General features: G+C 57.6%; 8 protein-coding genes. 4 read left to right on the forward strand and 4 right to left on the reverse strand.

Annotated features, from left to right (window positions below; all coding sequences use genetic code 11):
• Positions 1–3: 3 nt before the first annotated feature.
• A complete protein-coding gene (locus ACVOMF_RS06515) occupies positions 4–9,513 on the forward strand; it encodes a calcium-binding protein (protein ID WP_481508532.1) in 9,510 nt (3,169 codons plus the stop codon).
• Positions 9,514–9,888: 375 nt separating this feature from the next.
• Here the strand turns inward: ACVOMF_RS06515 and ACVOMF_RS06520 are convergent, their stop codons facing one another.
• The 4 genes from ACVOMF_RS06520 to ACVOMF_RS06535 form a co-directional block, all read right to left on the reverse strand.
• Positions 9,889–11,922 carry an AAA family ATPase gene (locus ACVOMF_RS06520; RefSeq protein ID WP_481508533.1) on the reverse strand — a complete coding sequence of 678 codons (2,034 nt, stop codon included), beginning with the start codon at positions 11,920–11,922 and terminating at the stop codon, positions 9,889–9,891.
• A complete protein-coding gene (locus tag ACVOMF_RS06525; protein ID WP_481508534.1) occupies positions 11,919–12,455 on the reverse strand; it encodes a hypothetical protein in 537 nt (178 codons plus the stop codon). The genes ACVOMF_RS06520 and ACVOMF_RS06525 overlap by 4 nt, the downstream gene beginning before the upstream one ends.
• Positions 12,452–13,780: an SIR2 family protein gene (locus ACVOMF_RS06530; protein ID WP_481508535.1), complete on the reverse strand. Its 1,329-nt coding sequence runs from the start codon at positions 13,778–13,780 to the stop codon at positions 12,452–12,454. The genes ACVOMF_RS06525 and ACVOMF_RS06530 overlap by 4 nt, the downstream gene beginning before the upstream one ends.
• Positions 13,781–14,256: 476 nt before the next feature.
• Positions 14,257–14,448, reverse strand: coding sequence for a hypothetical protein (locus ACVOMF_RS06535; protein ID WP_481508536.1), 192 nt, complete (start codon positions 14,446–14,448; stop codon positions 14,257–14,259).
• A gap of 72 nt (positions 14,449–14,520) precedes the next feature.
• On the opposite strand from ACVOMF_RS06535, the gene ACVOMF_RS06540 reads away from it, so the two are divergent.
• The 3 genes from ACVOMF_RS06540 to ACVOMF_RS06550 all read left to right on the forward strand — a co-directional run bounded on the left by ACVOMF_RS06540 (position 14,521) and on the right by ACVOMF_RS06550 (position 18,163).
• On the forward strand, positions 14,521–15,363 hold the full coding sequence (locus ACVOMF_RS06540) for a hypothetical protein (RefSeq protein WP_481508537.1): 843 nt from the start codon (positions 14,521–14,523) through the stop codon (positions 15,361–15,363).
• Between the two features lie 1,131 nt (positions 15,364–16,494).
• Entirely contained in the window at positions 16,495–17,289 is a 795-nt protein-coding gene (locus tag ACVOMF_RS06545) for a DUF4198 domain-containing protein (RefSeq protein WP_481508538.1), read from the forward strand.
• A gap of 25 nt (positions 17,290–17,314) precedes the next feature.
• Complete coding sequence (locus ACVOMF_RS06550; protein ID WP_481508539.1) at positions 17,315–18,163, forward strand: EF-hand domain-containing protein; 849 nt, start codon at positions 17,315–17,317, stop codon at positions 18,161–18,163.
• Positions 18,164–18,307 lie beyond the last annotated feature (144 nt).

Genomic DNA, 18,307 nt, shown 5'->3' on the forward strand with positions numbered 1-18,307 from the left:
ATCATGGCGATTCCGGCTCACAATCTGAATAGTGCGCAACTGAGTACCTTGAGGTCGCTTCAGCAGCAAGGAAACTATGCGGAGGCTTGGCGGCAGCTGTCGAAGTGGGGTGATACATACGCTGACGACGCAGCCAATGTGACTGGGGCGCCCTCTGATTTTTATGGGGAATTCATGAATGAGATGGTCCGCCAGCACTGGGAAAATACCGCTGGCGAATCGGCTTACAGCCAATACTTCGATAGCGTTGCGTCGATGCATCTCAATAATTACCTGACGGTAATGGAAAATACTGGTGGATGGCCCACGTCGGAACAAATTGAAGGTAGCTATCGACAATCCGTCGAATTTTACGGGCTACCACCTTCGACCGCTTTTGATGGTGTTTTTACACAATCTGTCGGCACAGTAACGGGTGGGGATTATGATTGGCCACATGCGCTAGATATGGATCCGGATAGAATCGTTCCTTCCGATGTTTTTGATGACATTGGATTCGTTGAGGCATCACAGACACTGGCCGAGACGATATATGACACGATTGCCGAATTCGTGAAGCGAGGGTGGGAGTGGGCCCAGGAGGTTATTAAGTATGCCACGGATGCAGTTTTGGATTTGCTGGATGATGTGCGTCGAGCTGCACTAGAAAAGCTTAGGGAGTTAACTGATTCGATAAGAGATACCATCGAGGACGTATACGACTCGGTTCGCGATTTGTTCGACAATGCAAAAAAGTTCATTCCGCGCAGAGATCCGCTTGTGCTGGACCTGGACGGGGACGGCATCGAAACCGTAGCTGCAACAGGGGCTATTCTCTTCGATCATGATGGTGATGGAATAAGAAGCGGCACGGGTTGGATCGCTCGCGATGACGGCATGTTAGTGCTCGATCGCAACGGCAATGGATTGATAGACAACGGTGGTGAGTTGTTCGGTGCAGACACCGTTTTGTCTGACGATAGTAAGGCCGCTTCAGGTTTTGCTGCGCTGGCGGACTTGGACAGTAACGAAGACGGCGTCTTTGACGCTGGCGACTCTGAGTTCGCTGACGTCCGGGTTTGGAGGGATCTGAATCAGGACGGCATTTCTCAAGCGGGAGAGCTATTCACGCTTGACCAACTAGGCATCGCGTCCATTAACTTGACTCCCTCCACAACGGTCGATCTAGACTTAGGCAATGGGAATGTGGTCGATAATCGCGGAACGTTCACCCGCGCAGATGGTACGACTGGTTTGGCGGGTGATCTGCTGCTGGCAATGAGCCACTTTTTCAGCGACTTCACTGGGGCGCTGGAACCCGTTGCTGTGACAGATGAAGCTAAGCGGATTCCTGGCCTGAAGGGCAGTGGGGCCGTTCGCGACTTGGTGGAAGCTGCGAGTCTGTCTGGCAACCTCCTCTCTGCAGTTGAAGCATTGGAGATTGGGGTTTCTCGCAATGCCATGCGGGACCAACTCGATACGATCGTTTCGTTGTGGGCTGGCACTTCTACTATGCAGAGCAGCGAGGAGGTGCTGGAGGCCTCCGGCTCAGTCGCGCGCACTATTTACTACCACGGCGCAATTCCAGCAACTGTAATCGCTCAAGGTGAAGTGGCGGTCGAAGCGTGGAAGCAGCAGCAGCACGCCGATCTGGCACCCATTATTGCCATTATCGAGAAGTTTAACGGCTCCAGTCTTATCAGCTTCCAGAGCGATCGTGTATCTACCGGCGGTAATACCTATCTCTGGAAGACCGTGGCTCACGCAGGTGGCAGCACGGAACAGATGATGAGTATCGTACTCCAGCAGGAGCAGATCAGTGCGCTGTTGGAGGCTTATGCCGATCTCAAGGAGTCCGTCTATGCGAGACTGGTGCTGGGTACCCGACTAGGTGCCTATATGGACAGTCTTAATTTGCAGCTCGCCGATGGTGAACTGCAGGTCGATTTTTCGGCTTTCACTGCCATGTTGAACGGCAAGCGACAGATTAACTTGGGCGAGGCTCTCCAGGACCTAGTTGATCTCTATCGTTATGGAGGAAACCTTCTTGGTTCGGCGGGCTGGAATGGTGCCGAAGTTCTCGCCAGCTGGATCTCCGATGCCGTAACGACTCACGAAGGACTACAGGCGCTGGCGTTTGCGGGCATCGATCTGGCAACGGGGAGCCTGACTGGCACCAGCGGAAATGACGTGCTGTGGGGCAATGGGAGTGGCAATGCCCTGCGAGGAGGTGCTGGCGGTGATCTATTGATAGGTAATGCTGGCAACGATTCACTTTCAGGTGAGAGCGGGCGAGACATCCTTCTGGGCGGTCTTGGCTCCGACACACTCAACGGTGGGGCGGGTGATGACCGTCTTATCGGTGGATTGGGTAACGACAACCTGACTGGTGGTGATGGCTCGGACGTCTACGTTTACGAACTGGGCGACGGTCAGGATACGATCAACAACTACGATGTCAGTGCAGGCAGATTCGATGTTCTTGTGCTGGGTGAGGGTATTAGCCCGAATGGCGTTACCGCGACGCGCCTAAGCAACAATCTGATCCTGTCCATCAATGGGACCACTGACCGGATTACGGTCAGCAACTACTTTACATCCGATGGTGCGGGCGGGTATCAACTCGATCAGATCCGTTTCGCGGATGGCACCGTTTGGACGGTCGACATCCTCAAGCCGATGGTGCAGATACCGACGGAAGGCAATGACAATCTGTATGGGTACGCTGGCAATGACACGCTGGCAGGGCTCGCGGGCAATGACAATATTTTCGGAAACGGCGGTGACGATATTTTAGAAGGCGGCCTCGGCAACGATAGCTTGTCGGGAGGTGCCGGATCGGACACCTATGTCTTCAATGCCGGTGATGGTCAGGACACCATCGACAATTACGATACCAGCATTGGCCGTTTCGATGTGTTGCAGTTTGGCGAAGACATCGAGGCAGCGAACGTCACCGTGCGCCGCTCCGGCACGAATCTGTTGCTGACGTTTGCCGGCAGTAACGACAAGGTGACGATCAGCAATTACTTCAATGGCGACGCCGCAGGCGGTTACCAGTTGAACGAAATCCGGTTCGCCGACGGCACAGCGTGGAACGTGGCGGACATCAAAGCGGCGGTGCTGGTACCCACCGAAAACGCGGATAACCTGTATGGGTATGCCAGCGATGACACCATCGCTGCGCTTGGTGGCAACGACACGGTGTACGGCTATGGTGGTAATGACCGTCTCATTGGTGGCTTGGGCAACGACACGTTGGATGGCGGAGAAGGGTCGGATATTTACGTATTCAACCTTGGTGATGGCCAAGACACCATCCAGAACTACGACTCCTCTGCCAGCCGTGTGGATGCCATTGAGTTCGGCGTGGGTATCGAGCCAGAAAACGTTCTGGCCAGACGTGATGGTCAGAGCCTGGTGCTGACCATCAATGGCACCGATGACAAGATAACGGTATCCAATTACTTCTTACAGGATGCGGCCAGCCATTACAGGCTTGAAGAAGTCCGGTTCGCCGATGGCACGGCCTGGAATATCGAACTGGTCAAGGCCCTGGTGCAGGTGCCGACCGAAGGGGCCGACAAGATTTACGGCTACGAGATCAACGACGCCCTGACCGGCGGAGGCGGAAACGACACGCTTTATGGTAACGGCGGCAATGACGCGCTGACAGGCGGTGCGGGCAACGATGCACTGGATGGAGGTACTGGCTCGGATACCTACCTTTTCGACGTGGGTGATGGACAGGACACGATCAACAATTACGATTCCGGTAGTGGCCGGGTTGATGTGCTTTTGTTTGGCCCAAACGTCGACCCAGCTAATGTCACGGTTCGGCGCATCAACAATCATCTCGTGCTGGCGATCAATGAAACCGAAGACAAGGTGACAGTTTCCAACTACTTCATCTCGGATGGCGCGGGCGGTTATCAGCTTGACGAAATCCGGTTCGCTGGAGCGCCAGGTACGGTCTGGGACGTGAATGCCATCAAGACACTGGTACTGGTCCCCACTAGCGGAAACGACACCTTGCAAGGGTATGCATCCGCTGACGTAATTGCCGGTGGCGTGGGCAATGACACAATTTACGGCAACGCCGGCAATGATGTGCTGGAGGGTGAATCCGGCGACGACATACTGTCTGGTGGAGATGGAAACGATTCGCTGCTAGGCGGCGAAGGCGATGATTCGCTCAATGGTGATGCCGGTGATGATGCGCTTCACGGTGGTGTGGGTAACGACAATCTCAGCGGCGGTGCCGGTTCGGACACTTATCTTTTCAATGCTGGTGATGGCCAGGACACCATCGGCAACTACGATGCCGGTGATGGTCGAGTCGATGTGCTTTTATTTGGCCAGACCATCGATCCAGCCAACGTCACGGTTCGGCGCATCAACAACCATTTGGTGCTGACGATCAATGGCACTGATGACAAGGTGACGATCTCCAATTACTTCATCTCGGATGCCGCGGGCGGTTATCAGCTTGATGAAATCCGGTTTGCCGGAGTGCCCGATACGGTCTGGGACGTGAATGCCATCAAGGCATTGGTGATGGCACCCACCAGCGGAAATGACACATTGCAAGGCTATGCCTCGGATGACGTGATTGCTGGTGGCGCGGGCAATGACACCATTTCCGGCAATGCCGGCAACGATGTGCTGAAGGGTGAAGCCGGCAACGACACACTGTCCGGTGGAGAAGGAAATGATTCGCTGTTGGGCGGTGAAGGTGACGATACGCTCAAGGGCGATGCCGGAGATGATGTGCTTCACGGCGGCGCGGGCAATGACAACCTCAACGGCGGCATCGGCTCGGATACCTACCTCTTCAATGTGGGGGATGGTAGAGACACCATCAGCAACTACGATGCCGGTGATGGTCGTGTCGATGTGTTGCAATTCGGGCAAGGCATCCTGCCGGCAGACGTGTTCGCACGCCGAATCAACGATGATTTGGTGCTGACTTTTACGGGTAGCACAGACAAGGTCACGGTTTCCAGTTACTTTGCAAACGATGCCGCTGGAAACTACCAGCTTGACCAAGTCCGCTTTGCCGACGATACAGTTTGGGATGTGGAAGCGGTCAAGGCGCTGGTGCTGTTGCCAACCTCAGGAAAAGACACGCTTTTGGGTTATGCCAGCGATGACACCATCATCGGCGGTGAGGGCGACGACACCCTGTATGGCAATGCTGGCAACGACACCTTGCAAGGTCAGGATGGCAACGACACGATCTTCGGCGGCTTGGGCAATGACACGATCAGCGGTGGTGTTGGCATCGACACGCTTCAAGGTGATGAGGGTGACGACGTGCTGGACGGCGGTGTTGGCAGCGACATCCTGCGAGGCGGTGCCGGTGATGACAATTTGATCGGCGGGCTGGGCAACGACCAACTTGAAGGTGGTGAGGGCGATGACCACTACCACTTCGCGGTTGGCGATGGTCAGGACATCCTCAATGACACCCAAGGCCTAAGCACGATTCATCTTTCGGGCGTGTCGACAGGCGATGTTTACTTACGTCGTGATGGTACGGCGTTGCTGTTGTGCTTCGTGGGGTCTTCGACTGACCAGATTCGTTTGGTCAGCTTCTTCGATGCGAACACCCAGTTAGCCTTGCGCGGCTTGGTCATCGACATTGGTGATGGGGCGCCATGGATATTGGATGCTGCAGCGGTTGATGCAAAGACATTGCTGGGCACCTTGCTGGATGACGTGATCGACGGCAACACGCTGGACAACACCATCAATGGGCAGGCTGGCAATGACACCATCCGGGCCGGTAGCGGCGCGGACATGCTGGATGGCGGTGCGGGCGATGATGCCCTGTACGGTCAGGACGGCGACGACATCTTGATCGGTGGCCAGGGCAATGACTTGCTCGATGGCGGTACCGGTTCCGACCAGCTTTCCGGTGGTGCCGGCGACGACATCTATGTGGTCGATGACGCCGGCGACGTGGTGGGGGAAGTGGCTGATGGCGGCATTGACCTGGTGCGCAGCAGCGTCAGTTTCGCCCTGCCCGACCACGTCGAGAAGATTGAGCTGACCGGAACTGCAGACATCAACGCGACCGGCAATGCCTTGGATAATACGCTTACAGGCAATGCTGGCAATAACCACTTGCAGGGATTGGATGGCAACGACACGCTCATGGGCGGTGCCGGTGAAGATTGGCTGCAAGGCGGCAACGGCAATGACGTGCTGAATGGAGGCGAGGGGGCTGATCTACTGGACGGCGGCGCAGGCAATGACGTGCTCGATGGCAGTCTCGGCATAGACCAGTTGGTCGGCGGTTCGGGTGATGACCTCTACCGCGTGGACGACAGTGCGGACGTAGTGATCGAACTGGCCGGGGAAGGCACGGATACGGTGCAGTCCAGCGCGTACAGCTACACGTTGTCGGACAACATCGAGAACTTGATATTGGTGGACTATGCCTATGAAGGCGTCGCCGGTGCCGGCAGCCAGGCCTTGACCGGCAACCAGCACGGTAACCGATTGGATGGTGGGGCGGGTGCCGACAACTTGATCGGCGGCTTGGGCGATGACACCTACGTGGTGGACAATGTGGGGGATGTGGTTGTTGAGCTGGCCAATGAAGGCACCGATACGGTGGAATCCAGCATCAGTTACACCTTGGGCGAGACCCTGGAGAATCTGACGCTACTTGGCACAGCGGATCTCAATGCAACCGGCAATGCGGGCGAGAACCTGATTCGGGGCAACGCCGGCTACAACCGCATCGAAGGTGGTGCTGGGGCCGATGTGATGTATGGCGGTGCGGGCGATGACTACTACGTGGCCGTGTCTGCCGAAGACAGCGTGCACGAGTACGCAGACGAAGGCATTGACACGATCGAGCGCGTGTTCGAGACCAATCTGGTGCTGGAGGGCAACGTTGAGAATCTGATTCTAGGCAGCGGCGTGACCACCGGCAACGGCAACGCGTTGAACAACGTCATCACCGGCAACGCGGGCAATAATAGCCTGGGTGGCTGGGACGGTGACGACACGTTGTACGGTCTGGACGGTGACGACAATCTGTTCGGAGGCAACGGTGCCGACACGCTGTACGGCGGTGTGGGCAATGACTATCTCGATGGTGGTGCAGGCGTCGACCACATGGAGGGTGGAACAGGCGATGACAACTATATCGTCAACCACGCCGATGACGTGATCGTCGAAGCGGCCAACGCCGGTACGGATCAGGTGCAGGCATCGGCCTCGTATGTGTTGTCGGAAAACCTGGAGAACCTGTTCCTCACCGGCAGTGTTGCCATCAGCGGCACTGGCAATGCACTTGATAACTACATCGCTGGCAATAGCGCGGCCAACGTGATTAACGGCGGTGCAGGTAACGACACGCTAGTGGGTGGCGGCGATAATGACACCTTGATAGGTGGCACGGGCGACGACAAATACATCTTCGATGCCACGTCGGGCAGCGATGTCATCGACAACAGTGATGGTGGCTTTGACGGTGTTTTCTTCACCAATGGTATTACGCGGGAGCGGCTGTCCTTTGGTCGTGATGGGGATGATCTGGTCATCTTCATTGATGCTGCCTCGACGCCGGCGGTTCGCGTGCTTGATCACTTCCTCGGTGGCAATGCAGCAATCGACTACGTGCAGCCGGATGGTGGCTTCTACCTCACCACAGCTCAGATCAACCAGCTTGTGGCAGGGGGGAGTACTGGTGGCGAGTATGATCAAGTCATTGAGGGTACGTCTGCGGCGGAGCAATTGGTGGGCAGCTCCGGTAAAGACCTGATCAAGGGGCTGGCTGGTAATGATCAGTTGTTCGGCATGGGTGGGAACGACACTCTGCAGGGCGGCGATGGCAATGACTACCTGTCCGGTGGTAGTGGCAGCGGCTCTGGTTCGGGCGATGATCGTCTGGAAGGTGGGGCTGGGGCGGATACGCTGGTTGGCGAGGATGGCGTCAACGCCCTGATCGGGGGGGCAGGTAACGACAACTACGTGTACGGCGGTGGCCAGGACACCATCGACAATACTGGTGGCGGTACCGATGGCGTGTTCTTCGACAATGGGATCACTGCCAATGACCTGACGTTCTACCGTGATGGCGATGACTTGGTCATTACGGTGGACGACAATGCCAGCGGGTTCGTGCGCGTGACCGATCACTTCCTCGGAGGTGATATGGCACTGGACTTCGTCCAGCCATCCAGTGGCAACATGCTCAACACCGCCGCGATCAATGCATTGGCTCAATCTGGTTATCCGGGCGGTGGTGAGCCAGGTGGTGGCGATCCGGGCCCAGGTACCGGCAACCCGGGCGATGGCGTAGATGAGGGTAATGACAATGACTACCCCAACGTCGTCACCGGCACCGCAAATGGTGAACAATTGCTGGGAAGTTCCGGTCGCGACCTGATCACGGGCATGGCGGGCAACGACACGATGTTCGGGTTCGGAGGCGACGACAAGTTGGTCGGCGGGGATGGTGACGATTATCTGTCCGGTGGCAACGGCAGCTACTCGGGTTCCGGCAACGACATCCTCATCGGTGGCAACGGCAATGACACCCTGGTGGGCGAGGATGGCGATGACACGATGTTCGGCGGTGCTGGAGACGACAAGTATGTCTATGGCGGTGGTGCCGATGTCATTGATAACAGTGGCGGCGGCACCGATTGGCTGCTGTTCAACTCAGCTAGCAAGAGCATCAACCGCACCCGTTTGAGCTTCCATCAGGATGGCGATGATCTGGTCATCATGGTGGATAGCGATGCAGGCCAGCAGGTGCGCGTGTACAAGCACTTCGATGCCAGCGGTGACTATGCAATCGACTATGTGCAGCCCGCCGACGGCTATGGCATCTCGGCAGCCAGTATCAACGCATTGCTGACGCCTTTGCCAAGTGCTCAGTCCATGTTGGCCCCGATGTCGCTGACGGATGCATCCGTCATGAAGGTATTGCCTGATATGGACAGCCTGATGGGCGTGCCTGCCAGCATGGAAGTACAAGGGGGCGGCATGGCGCGGGGTGGGAGCGGGGCGGGGGGATATGTGCCTCATCAGCTGATCGTTGACGATGAGGATGTGTTGAACTCCTCGCTTGGCATGGGTGCTCGGATAAACGGTCGTCCGGTCTTTGACTTGGTTTCATCAGGTCACTCTTCGGATCGGAGGGATCTACTGGCATCCATCACGCCCTGGCGGCCATTGAATTCGGATTGGGCAACCTTGCCAGGACTGAAGGACGAAGCTGCTTGGCATGTGGAGGAGCAGTTCGAGCAGCTCATGCCTTTCGAAATGGATCGGCAGGGTATGACTGCGAATGTGGACATGCCAGTGCCCGTAATGCGCGAGCAGTTCATCACTCGGTCTAGTGAACTACAGCAGTTGATTGATGCAATGGCGGGGTATGGCGACATTGCCCAATCCGGGCAGGAGACTCCGAGCGCTGAGCCAACACTCTTTGGTATAGAAGGCTCTCCGAACCAATCTTTCCACTTGCTTCATCGACATCAGGGAATGACTACCTTCCAGATGATGTAAGCGGATGTGTAGATAGTACAGTTTGCAAAACAGAAGGCCCGGGGTCACGCTCGGGCCTTCTGTTCATAATGGCTCTGGTCATATCGGTGACGAGGCATTGTCAGGTCGCTTGCTGTCAACGAACCGGAAACCTCTAATTTAGCCTGGCATTGAAATACGGGGAGTCGGCACCATCAAGGCTGCCTGCAATCGAGCGGAGCACCTGCCTGAGCGGAGGAAGATGATGCAGGTGTGGGCAGACTACTTGGATAAGTTGAAGGGGAAAGGTCAGCCACATCTAAAGTTGGTGGGCTGACTCTCCGATTCTATGTCTTAGATCGTCCTGCGCGGCTGCTGTCGCGCAGGGCACTATCGATCCAAGGCGGAAATTTGGTGTTAGGCCCCAGCCACTGATTGACTCGAGTGACGGCCAGCAAGGAAAGAGTTCTTCGCAAGCATCGGAAGCGATCGTTCGGAGCTAATCGTCAGGTCGCCATCCTCATCAGGGCCCAATGTCACGCGCTTGGCCGTATCTGGGCCGTTCACGGGAAGGCGGCGGCATAGTAGCTCGGCCAAGGCTGCATCCTCAACCGCACACACAATCTGACGCCCCTCTGAGACCAGCTGCGCAGCGAGTTCGGCGAGATGGACAGTCCGGAAGTCGTCGACGTGCTGTACGGGATCATCCAGCATAACTGTGCGCCATCTGCTCCATGCCAGCGAGAGGTTGACCGACAGCAGGAAGGCAAGGCCAGTGGCGCGCCGCTGACCGCTGGAGAACAGGAACTGGGGATTGAGTTCGTCGCCTACCTGCAGTTTTAGGAATTTGCGGACGTCGCCCCGAATCGAATACTCGATATCGCGCCAAACAGGATGTGGGCGCAGGCGGCGATACAGTTCCGACATCAATGGCAGAACTCGATCGAGGCGTCGGTCGAGGGTTTCGCCGGCGGCACGTCTTGCCGCATCGTGCAGCGCCTGGGCCGTGGCCTCCGCTTTTCTGGCGCGACCAGCGCGCTCCTGTGCGGCAGCAAGACGCTCCTTGGCGCGGGATTCTTCCTGTTTGGCGCGTTCGAGTTCGGAGTTCAGTCGAAGAGTTTCGAGGATGCGCATATCGCGTTGTGCCGCATCCAGTTCTTGACGAAGGTGAGCCGAACGCGTGTTGATCTGCTCCGGAGTCTGTAGATCACCCAAGTCCCGCGTCTGTCTCAGGGCGTCGAATTCCTGGATCGCCGTGTTGGCGGAGACAAAAGTTGCCTCTGCGTTCGCGAGCTGCTGGCGGGCAGCGGTAAGCCGAGCATCGGCAGCGCGTGCGGCCTGCTCTTGCTGCGCTTCTTCCGCGGCCTTCAAGTCCAGCGTCTTGGCAAAATCCTCGGCCACGGCTATTCCGGCCAAGTAATAATCGTTGTCTTGGCCTGATTGGCACAAAGGGCAATGCCCATCCCGCAATCCCAAGCTCCGGCCGAGACTGGCCAAAGCGATCAAATCCCGTGCTTGCTTAGCGAGTTCAGTCGATGAAGAAACCTCATCGCCCTTACGCAATGCGTCGACCGTCTTGGTTGCGACCGCGACTTCGGACGAAGCTACTTCGCGATTTCTGGCCAACTCGGGCAGTCGCTTCCGTTCCCGCTCTACGGCTTCCCAGTTGGAAGCCAACCTCTGGAGTGACGCAATCTCTTCCTCGGTTCGCGCAATCCATTCTCGCACCGGTCCGGTTAGTTGGTCCGGTGCGGCTTCCGAGCGGGTCAGTACGCGCAGACGTGCGACGGCATCGGTGATGACGTTGTCTGCTACCAGCTTCGCGCGGGCCTCATCGATACGCCGAGTCGAAGCCGTCAGGTCATTGTTGAGCGCGGCCACTTCCTGCTGTGCCACCTGGGACCGCTTCTTGGCCGCGGCCAGCAACTGTGCGCCTCTGCTCACCCAGCTATCAGAATCATTTGCACCGAGGCCATCGCGAAGCAGTGCATATCTTTCCGTTTCCTTGAGATCGAGGCTTAATCCGGCGATATGCTCATCGCGAATGATGGATGTGTAACAAAGCTGGGAGAGCGGGTCGCGTGGCGCCAAGTCGATGTCGCATAGCCTGGCCGCTAGCTTTATAAGGATAGAATCATCAGGTGGCTGGAACTCGGTACGACGAATGGAAATTAAGCCATCTTGACCGCTGAAGCCCGCCTCGACATACCTATCTGCCGGGGCGGAGCCTCTCCCGGTCCACCAGATGTAATCGGCGACGGTTTCTCCGTCGGCCTTGGCATCCTTGTACTTGCTCAGATGCCCGGTCAGCGCATACTCGACGGCGTCGAAAATAGTGCTTTTTCCTACGCCGTTTCGTCCATCGAGTATCGTGAAATCGTCGGCGAAGTCGATTCGCACTCTTTTTCGATAGCCACGGAAGCCGCACAGATCGACGTAAGCAAGCTTCATGGGGATTCCTCCAGCACCTGAAGAACGACGGATTCTTCCGCGCCGGAAAGAAATGCATCAACGGCTCGCGAGGGAAGCTCGGTAGCGCGTTCGCGAATTTCATTCTTCATGTCGACGGCTTCGAGACGAGGCGCGCTTTGCAGCGGACGAAGCGGAAGAAGTGCGGCACCTAGGTCCGCTAGGTCCCGTATCCCTGCTCTGGCGATTTTTCTGGTTCCGCTAAGGTCTTCTTCGATGGCTCCTAACGACACGATCCGCGCATAGTCAGCGGGCTCAGTGGTCAGCAACACAAGGTAGGTATTCCATGCCTTGACGCCTGACTTGCGGAGCCCGAACTGGTAGGCCGTGATGGCATGGTCGGAATCCGCCGCCCAAACCTTCATCAGATCCGCAGCGCTGTCATAGGCGAACAGGAAACCCAAGGCAGTATCTCCTTCGAAGACAAGCGCCTGCCGTTGACCGATGGTGACCTGCTCGGTCGTGTAGCCCGCTTCCCTGAGAAGCTCACTACTGAAGTGGAGAATTTCATTCATAGTCCCAGTTCCTCAATGGCCTGCTGTCTTGTCAGCCAGCGGCCCGCCGTACCTCGGGTGATGGTAGACGCGGTTCCCGATCTGACGATGTTAGAGGGCAGGGAGTCCGCTTCAGCACCAATTGCAATGGTGATATCCGGCGAGATCGAGGGAGCCGTCTCCCTGGCATACGCATCCTCGACTCTATGGAGTGGTTGGTTGGGCGTGCGCAGTGCCCTGATCCGTTTCTGTTTCAGGAGCCAATAGTGACCATCCGAAGTAGCGCCGGATGCGCGAAGTTGAAGGACAGTCAGGCCGACGTTGCATTCGTTCGGAGGTATACGTAGGCGAGCCGGCTGGTTCGGAGTGCATCCTTCCAAGTCGCGACGCATGCGCCACAACGAATCATTGTCGATATCCGGCGGTTCCTTCATTACCTGCGTCGCCGCGTTTCCGGTGAGATGCTGATATTCCTGGGTTCCGCAGCTGAGGACTTGCCGAAGAAACACTTTTGAGAAAGCCTTTCGGAGCGCGGCCAGGAAACTATCGCCGGAGGCTTGGACGTGCCAGAAGCCATTCTGGACGGCCTCTCCTATCGCATAAAGCGCAGGAGCCTTGGCTTGGAAAGCCCCGCCGTCTGCAAGATCGACCACAATGACCTTGGATGGCCGGACTTGATCCAGCACCGTCTCAAGAACCTGATTGAGGTAGTCCCAGTCAGTCCAGTAGCCGACGATCAGGAGATCCCTGTCCAACAGGCGATTGGACAACCAATGGGCACTGGAAGCGATGCGGGCATCGACAGGAGGCGCATTGATCTGGCCTGGTGCCCAGACCATATGGTCATGATCTTTCTGGCGGCATCCATGGATCTTGAGCAATGGAGAAGTGTCTGGCGGGAGCGCAGCTACCTGCGCTTGATCCAGTCCGGTCCCGATTTGCCCGTACAGGATTTGGCCGGCGGTTTCGACCAAGATGTCGACGTTTGTAGTGACGGCTGTCTGAATGCCCTGGACAAGCAAGAGATCTGCTACAGCATAGTGGCCCTCGTTGGGAGGTGCCGCAAAAATGTTCTGGTCGATCAGAGTTCGGAAGTAAACCGATGCCAGTTCGTCACGTTGGAAGAAAAACTCGGCCTGTTCTTCAATGGCCGTGGGCAACGGCGGCCGACTGGCGCCGTGCATAGCGTCGTACTTGCGCTTTGCTTCCGCTGCAATGGTGTAAGCGCTCGGCAGGCTGCTGGGCACCGCCATCGACAGTCCTGCGCCCGTCAGTAAGGTCAGCCGCTGGGCAAGCAGTGAATCCAGCGCTTTTTCGATGCCAAGATCAAAATCGATACGTTGCATTTGTCGCGCTCCTTGTGCGTTATGTACTCCCTCCGGAACTGGAAGTACATCTCGGCCTGTTCTGTAGCCATCATGTGCCAAGGTAGTTTTCAGGGAAATTATGCCGCAGCCAGAAGGCTATGCTATAGCCCAATAACCGGTTCTGGCCGCAGGGCGTCATGCGGCCGGAAGCGGGCAATGCCGAATCGGGTGGCAGTATGGCCTGCGATTACCGCGAAAAGATCGTTACTGCCAGGGAAGCGTGTGCAGATTTTTGTGGAAACGGGAGGGGGCATTCCTTTGAAAGAGCCGCTGCCGGTAGTTCTGAGCGTTTGATAGGCTGCGCTAGGGTTGCGGGGATCTTGACGGTTGGGGGCCCCGAAGGTTTTCGAAAATATACTTTAAAAAATTCGCGCATATGCGTGAAGAGCTAGACCGTACAACTTTGACAAAGCCCCGCATTGGGCGGGGCTGTGGGGCCGCTAGTTCAAGCAGGCTCAATCTTCTTCATCTTCGTCATCGTGATTTGAGTCGGAGCCGCAAGCTCCGCACGAATCGACAATGATGCTGTTGTCCTCGATGTACTGCTCAACTTCGCTTGGGTGGAGCTTCTTGTCGATCTCAATGGTGACTTCACCCCAGCACCTGCGGTCGGTACCATCGGGGCAGGGAATGGTGTACTCGGGCATAGCGGCTCTCTCAGCAGTAGTCAGGGTTCTATCCAATGGGGGTGTATCTGCGGTGCACAAGGCCCCCGCCATTTGCTCTTTGTAAAAAAGCGCGCGTTCCGCTTCAAGATGTTTGTCTTCGCGGTCCGCGTGGGGGATTTCAGTCTCTTAAACATACTGAAAGGAATGGCATTGAGCATTTGGAAGAAAGAGACCTACGTGGCCGCTATTGCTCCTGGCATCGGGCTGCTAGGCGTCTACGCCTACGAATCTGGCCGTTATCGGTTCCTTATGGTGCCGTCAGAGCTAATAGATCTACCCGTAAACCGCCTGCTGATGGGGGGGGGCGGTCTTGCTGTGTTGTTTACGGCGTTGCTCGCACTCGTGGCATTCATGAGTCGCTGGATGACCTCGAAAACTAGATTTGGGAGATCGCTGCCGATCTACCTTTCTGCCTTCATCGTCTTTGGACTTCCCTCGTTGTTCCATTCGACAACGTGGTCCACCGTTGTAGCTTCGATGCTGTTCCCCTTCTTCCTAGCGCTTGGCATGGACCCTGACACGACCGAAAAAGCAGAGCCGGCAGATCGGCCTAAATTACCACCTTGGGTTCCCAATGTGCTTTGGCTGGCCTTCATGTCGCTCATGGGGGCGTGGCTGGTTTCGGGATTCGGCTACTTCAGTGAGCGGACGCTCGATGTTCGATTGTGCTCTGGGGACCAGCTGGTTGCAGGAGTCCGATCTGACCAGTGGATCCTGAAACCATTTGACCCGAAGAGCGGGCAGATCTCCGAGACAACTCGGTTGATGCCAATGGAGAATACGAGTGTGGTTCCATGCAGGCCAAGCCTCGTTGGCGGCAGAGGTATCGCCTTTGGCGGTCCGCCGGATGACGGAGCAAAGTCGGCCGCTTCAGAGGCTCGCTCCTCGAAGTAGCTAGGCTTTGGACGGAACCAGAGTCTCTAAGTGTCCGGTTCCCCCAAAAAAGCTACGGTGGAATTTGACCGAAGCCTCGTAAACAGCTGCGGCGCCCTCTTTGCTTGCCGCCAAGATGGCCCCACGGCCGCTAGCTGTGCAGGCTTTCCATCAACAGTGGTGACGCTCAGGCCTTCGTGGCTGGTCGCCGCGAAAGTGCCCTAACGGAACATTGCTTCTCGCGCCGAAAAGAGCTTCCGCTGTGCACTGGATTCGAAGTTGGTTTGTTTTTCTGGTGTGAGTAACCGGGTGAGTAACACTTAGAGTGGCCTGATTTAATGTCGTTTAAATTCAGTTGGATAGGTTTTCTTTTCGATTGATGATGGGCCCACCACGTAATTCAATGCGTTGCGGTGTTTTTCCCCGGTACGCCAACCTCTTCAGAATTCGCTGGTGCCCGTTTGGTATCCCTATCGCCGGAGCGAAATGCGCAAACCTCCGCAGCGATTCGCGCGGGGCCTCAAAGGTCACGAGTCCACGGTCGACATCGGGCATAGGGCGGCTTCGATGTAGGCAACATTGAAGGCACATACCAATCCTTCAGCACCGAGTACAAACGCCTGCCGACATTGCATGAGCATTTTGTGGTCATGCAACGGCGTGACCAATCGCAAGGATGTCGAGCAGTTCCGCGAGGTCCTCAGTCCGCGCTTTGCCGCAGACGGTGAGGGTGCCGAGCGAGCGCGGTAACCCGCCGTCAGGATCACCTCGAGGCTGTAAAGGCGCAGAGCGCGCTAGACCTTGCGGCCACCTTCCAAGCGAACTTGTAAGTGGGACTTACAAGTTGCCTCGGGGTCGACTTCACCCCCGGCAAAAATGGCCTTCACTTGTTGGGTGACGTTCTGTGGCGTGATCTGGAACAGCTTTGCAATCTCGACTTGGCTGAGCCACAGCGAGCCGCTCTCCGTTCGCATCTCAACACGGGTGAGACCGTTATCGGTGGTTAGAGGACGAATTCGCCCTCCGGCCCTTGGCCAGCCACGAGCGACTCAGTCGTTCGTTACTTACGAATAAACGATATTGCGAATCATTCGCAATTGAATTAACGTATCGGCCGCTGGCGTCGCGCCGGTCCCTACATGAGACCTGTCGATGAACTTCCGTCCTTTGGCCAGCCTGTTGCTGGCCGCTGCGGTACTGCCTGCCCAGGCGCATACGCCGTACCTCGCACCCGCCACCTTCAAGGTGCAGCCGACCAGCACGGTTACCCTGGATGCCAGCTTCGCCGAGCATTTCTTCGTGCCCGAAGTCGTGTTCGACAATAGCGAGTTCGTCGTTACCGATCCGGATGGCGTGCAGCATGCGCCCGATGTGGTGCAGCGGCTGAAGACCCGCGCCGTGGCCGAACAGACCCTGCCGGGCAAGAAGGGCACGTACCGCTTCTCTACCGGCAACCGCCTTGGCGCCGTGTTCCGCACCTGGGAAGTGGATGGTCGCAAGGAAAGCAGCCGCGATCCGGCCAAGCCGCTGCCGGCCGGTGCCACCGTGCTCTCGCATTACCAGAGCCTGTCGCGCTCGGAGGTCTACCTGACCGCCGGTGAGCCGACACGGCAAGCCTTGGCGCCCTATGGCAAGGGGCTGGAACTGGTGCCGGTGACCCATCCATCCGACCTGTACGTCGGTGAGCAGTTCGTCTTCGAGGTGCATTACGACGGCAAGCCGTTGCCGGCGCAGAAGGTGGAAATCCACGCCGCGCGCGGTGATGACGAGATCCAGCCGGCTCCGGTCGAGCTGACCACCGATGCTGCCGGCAAGGCCTCATTCGCCTTGCAGCAGCCGGGCACCTATCTGGCGCTGATTCGCTACCGCGGCCCGGCACCGGCTGGTGCGGCCGCGCCGGAATACGGCAACAACTACACGCTCAGTTTCCGCGTGCTCGAGCCCTGAGCCGCTTTCCAACAGGGATACCCCGATGAAGACCTTCTTAGTTGCCGCCACCGTTGTGGCTGCAGCCTTGGCCCCGCTTGCCTCGGCGCAGGCCGCCGCGCCGCCCGTGGTATCGCCGACGGTTACCGCATTCCTTACCCAGTTCGACCCGGACAAGACCGGCGCAGTGAGCTGGAATGCGTTCGAACAGTTCCGCCGCCAGCGTTATGACGCCACCGATGCGAACAATGACGGGCACGTCGATCGCCAGGAGTACGTGGACGAATACCTTCAGCGCTTCGATGTGCGGCTGGCCGACGCGCATGCCGGCCACCTGCGCCAGACCGATACCCGCTTCAAGGCGCTGGACCGCGACAAGAACGGCAGCATCAGCCGCGCCGAGTTCGATGCCGCCGGCGAGCGCACCTGGGCTGGCTACGAGAAGCGCCAGGACGCGACCCAGGAAACTGCTGCCAGTGACAACCGCGACCCACTGAAGATGCCGACCTCGCATACCGCCAACGGCATGATCGAGCTGTACGACCGCAATGGTGATGGGCTGGTGGAGCGCGCCGAGTTCGACGCCGCACGTGCCGCGACCTTCGCTGCTGCTGATACCAATAGCGATGGCGTGCTGGACCTGGCCGAATACACCGCCGAGTTTGAAGGCCGGCTGGACGCACAACGCAGGAAGGTTCGCGATGCGGCAAGCCGCCAGGCCGGCGTGCGTTTCGACTCGCTGGATACCGACAAGGATGGTCGCATGACCTTTGCCGAGTATCAGGTTTCCGGCAAGCGCCTGTTCGATCGCGCTGACAGCAACGGCGATGGCATCGTCGATGCGCGCGATCCCGAGCCGGTTGCCGGCGCCCATTCGGCCAACGGCAACCGTTGAGCCCCGCGTACCGGTCGCTGCATGCGACCGGTGGTTTTAGTTTTTGGAAAGTCACCGCCCCCCCCCGGCGGCCCTGCCCCCCCCCCCGCAGGGGGCATGGGTTAGGGGAGCCCGGCACCGGGGGTTTACCCCATTTAAATTGTT

It is taken from the genome of Stenotrophomonas sp. STEN022 (assembly GCF_056760155.1).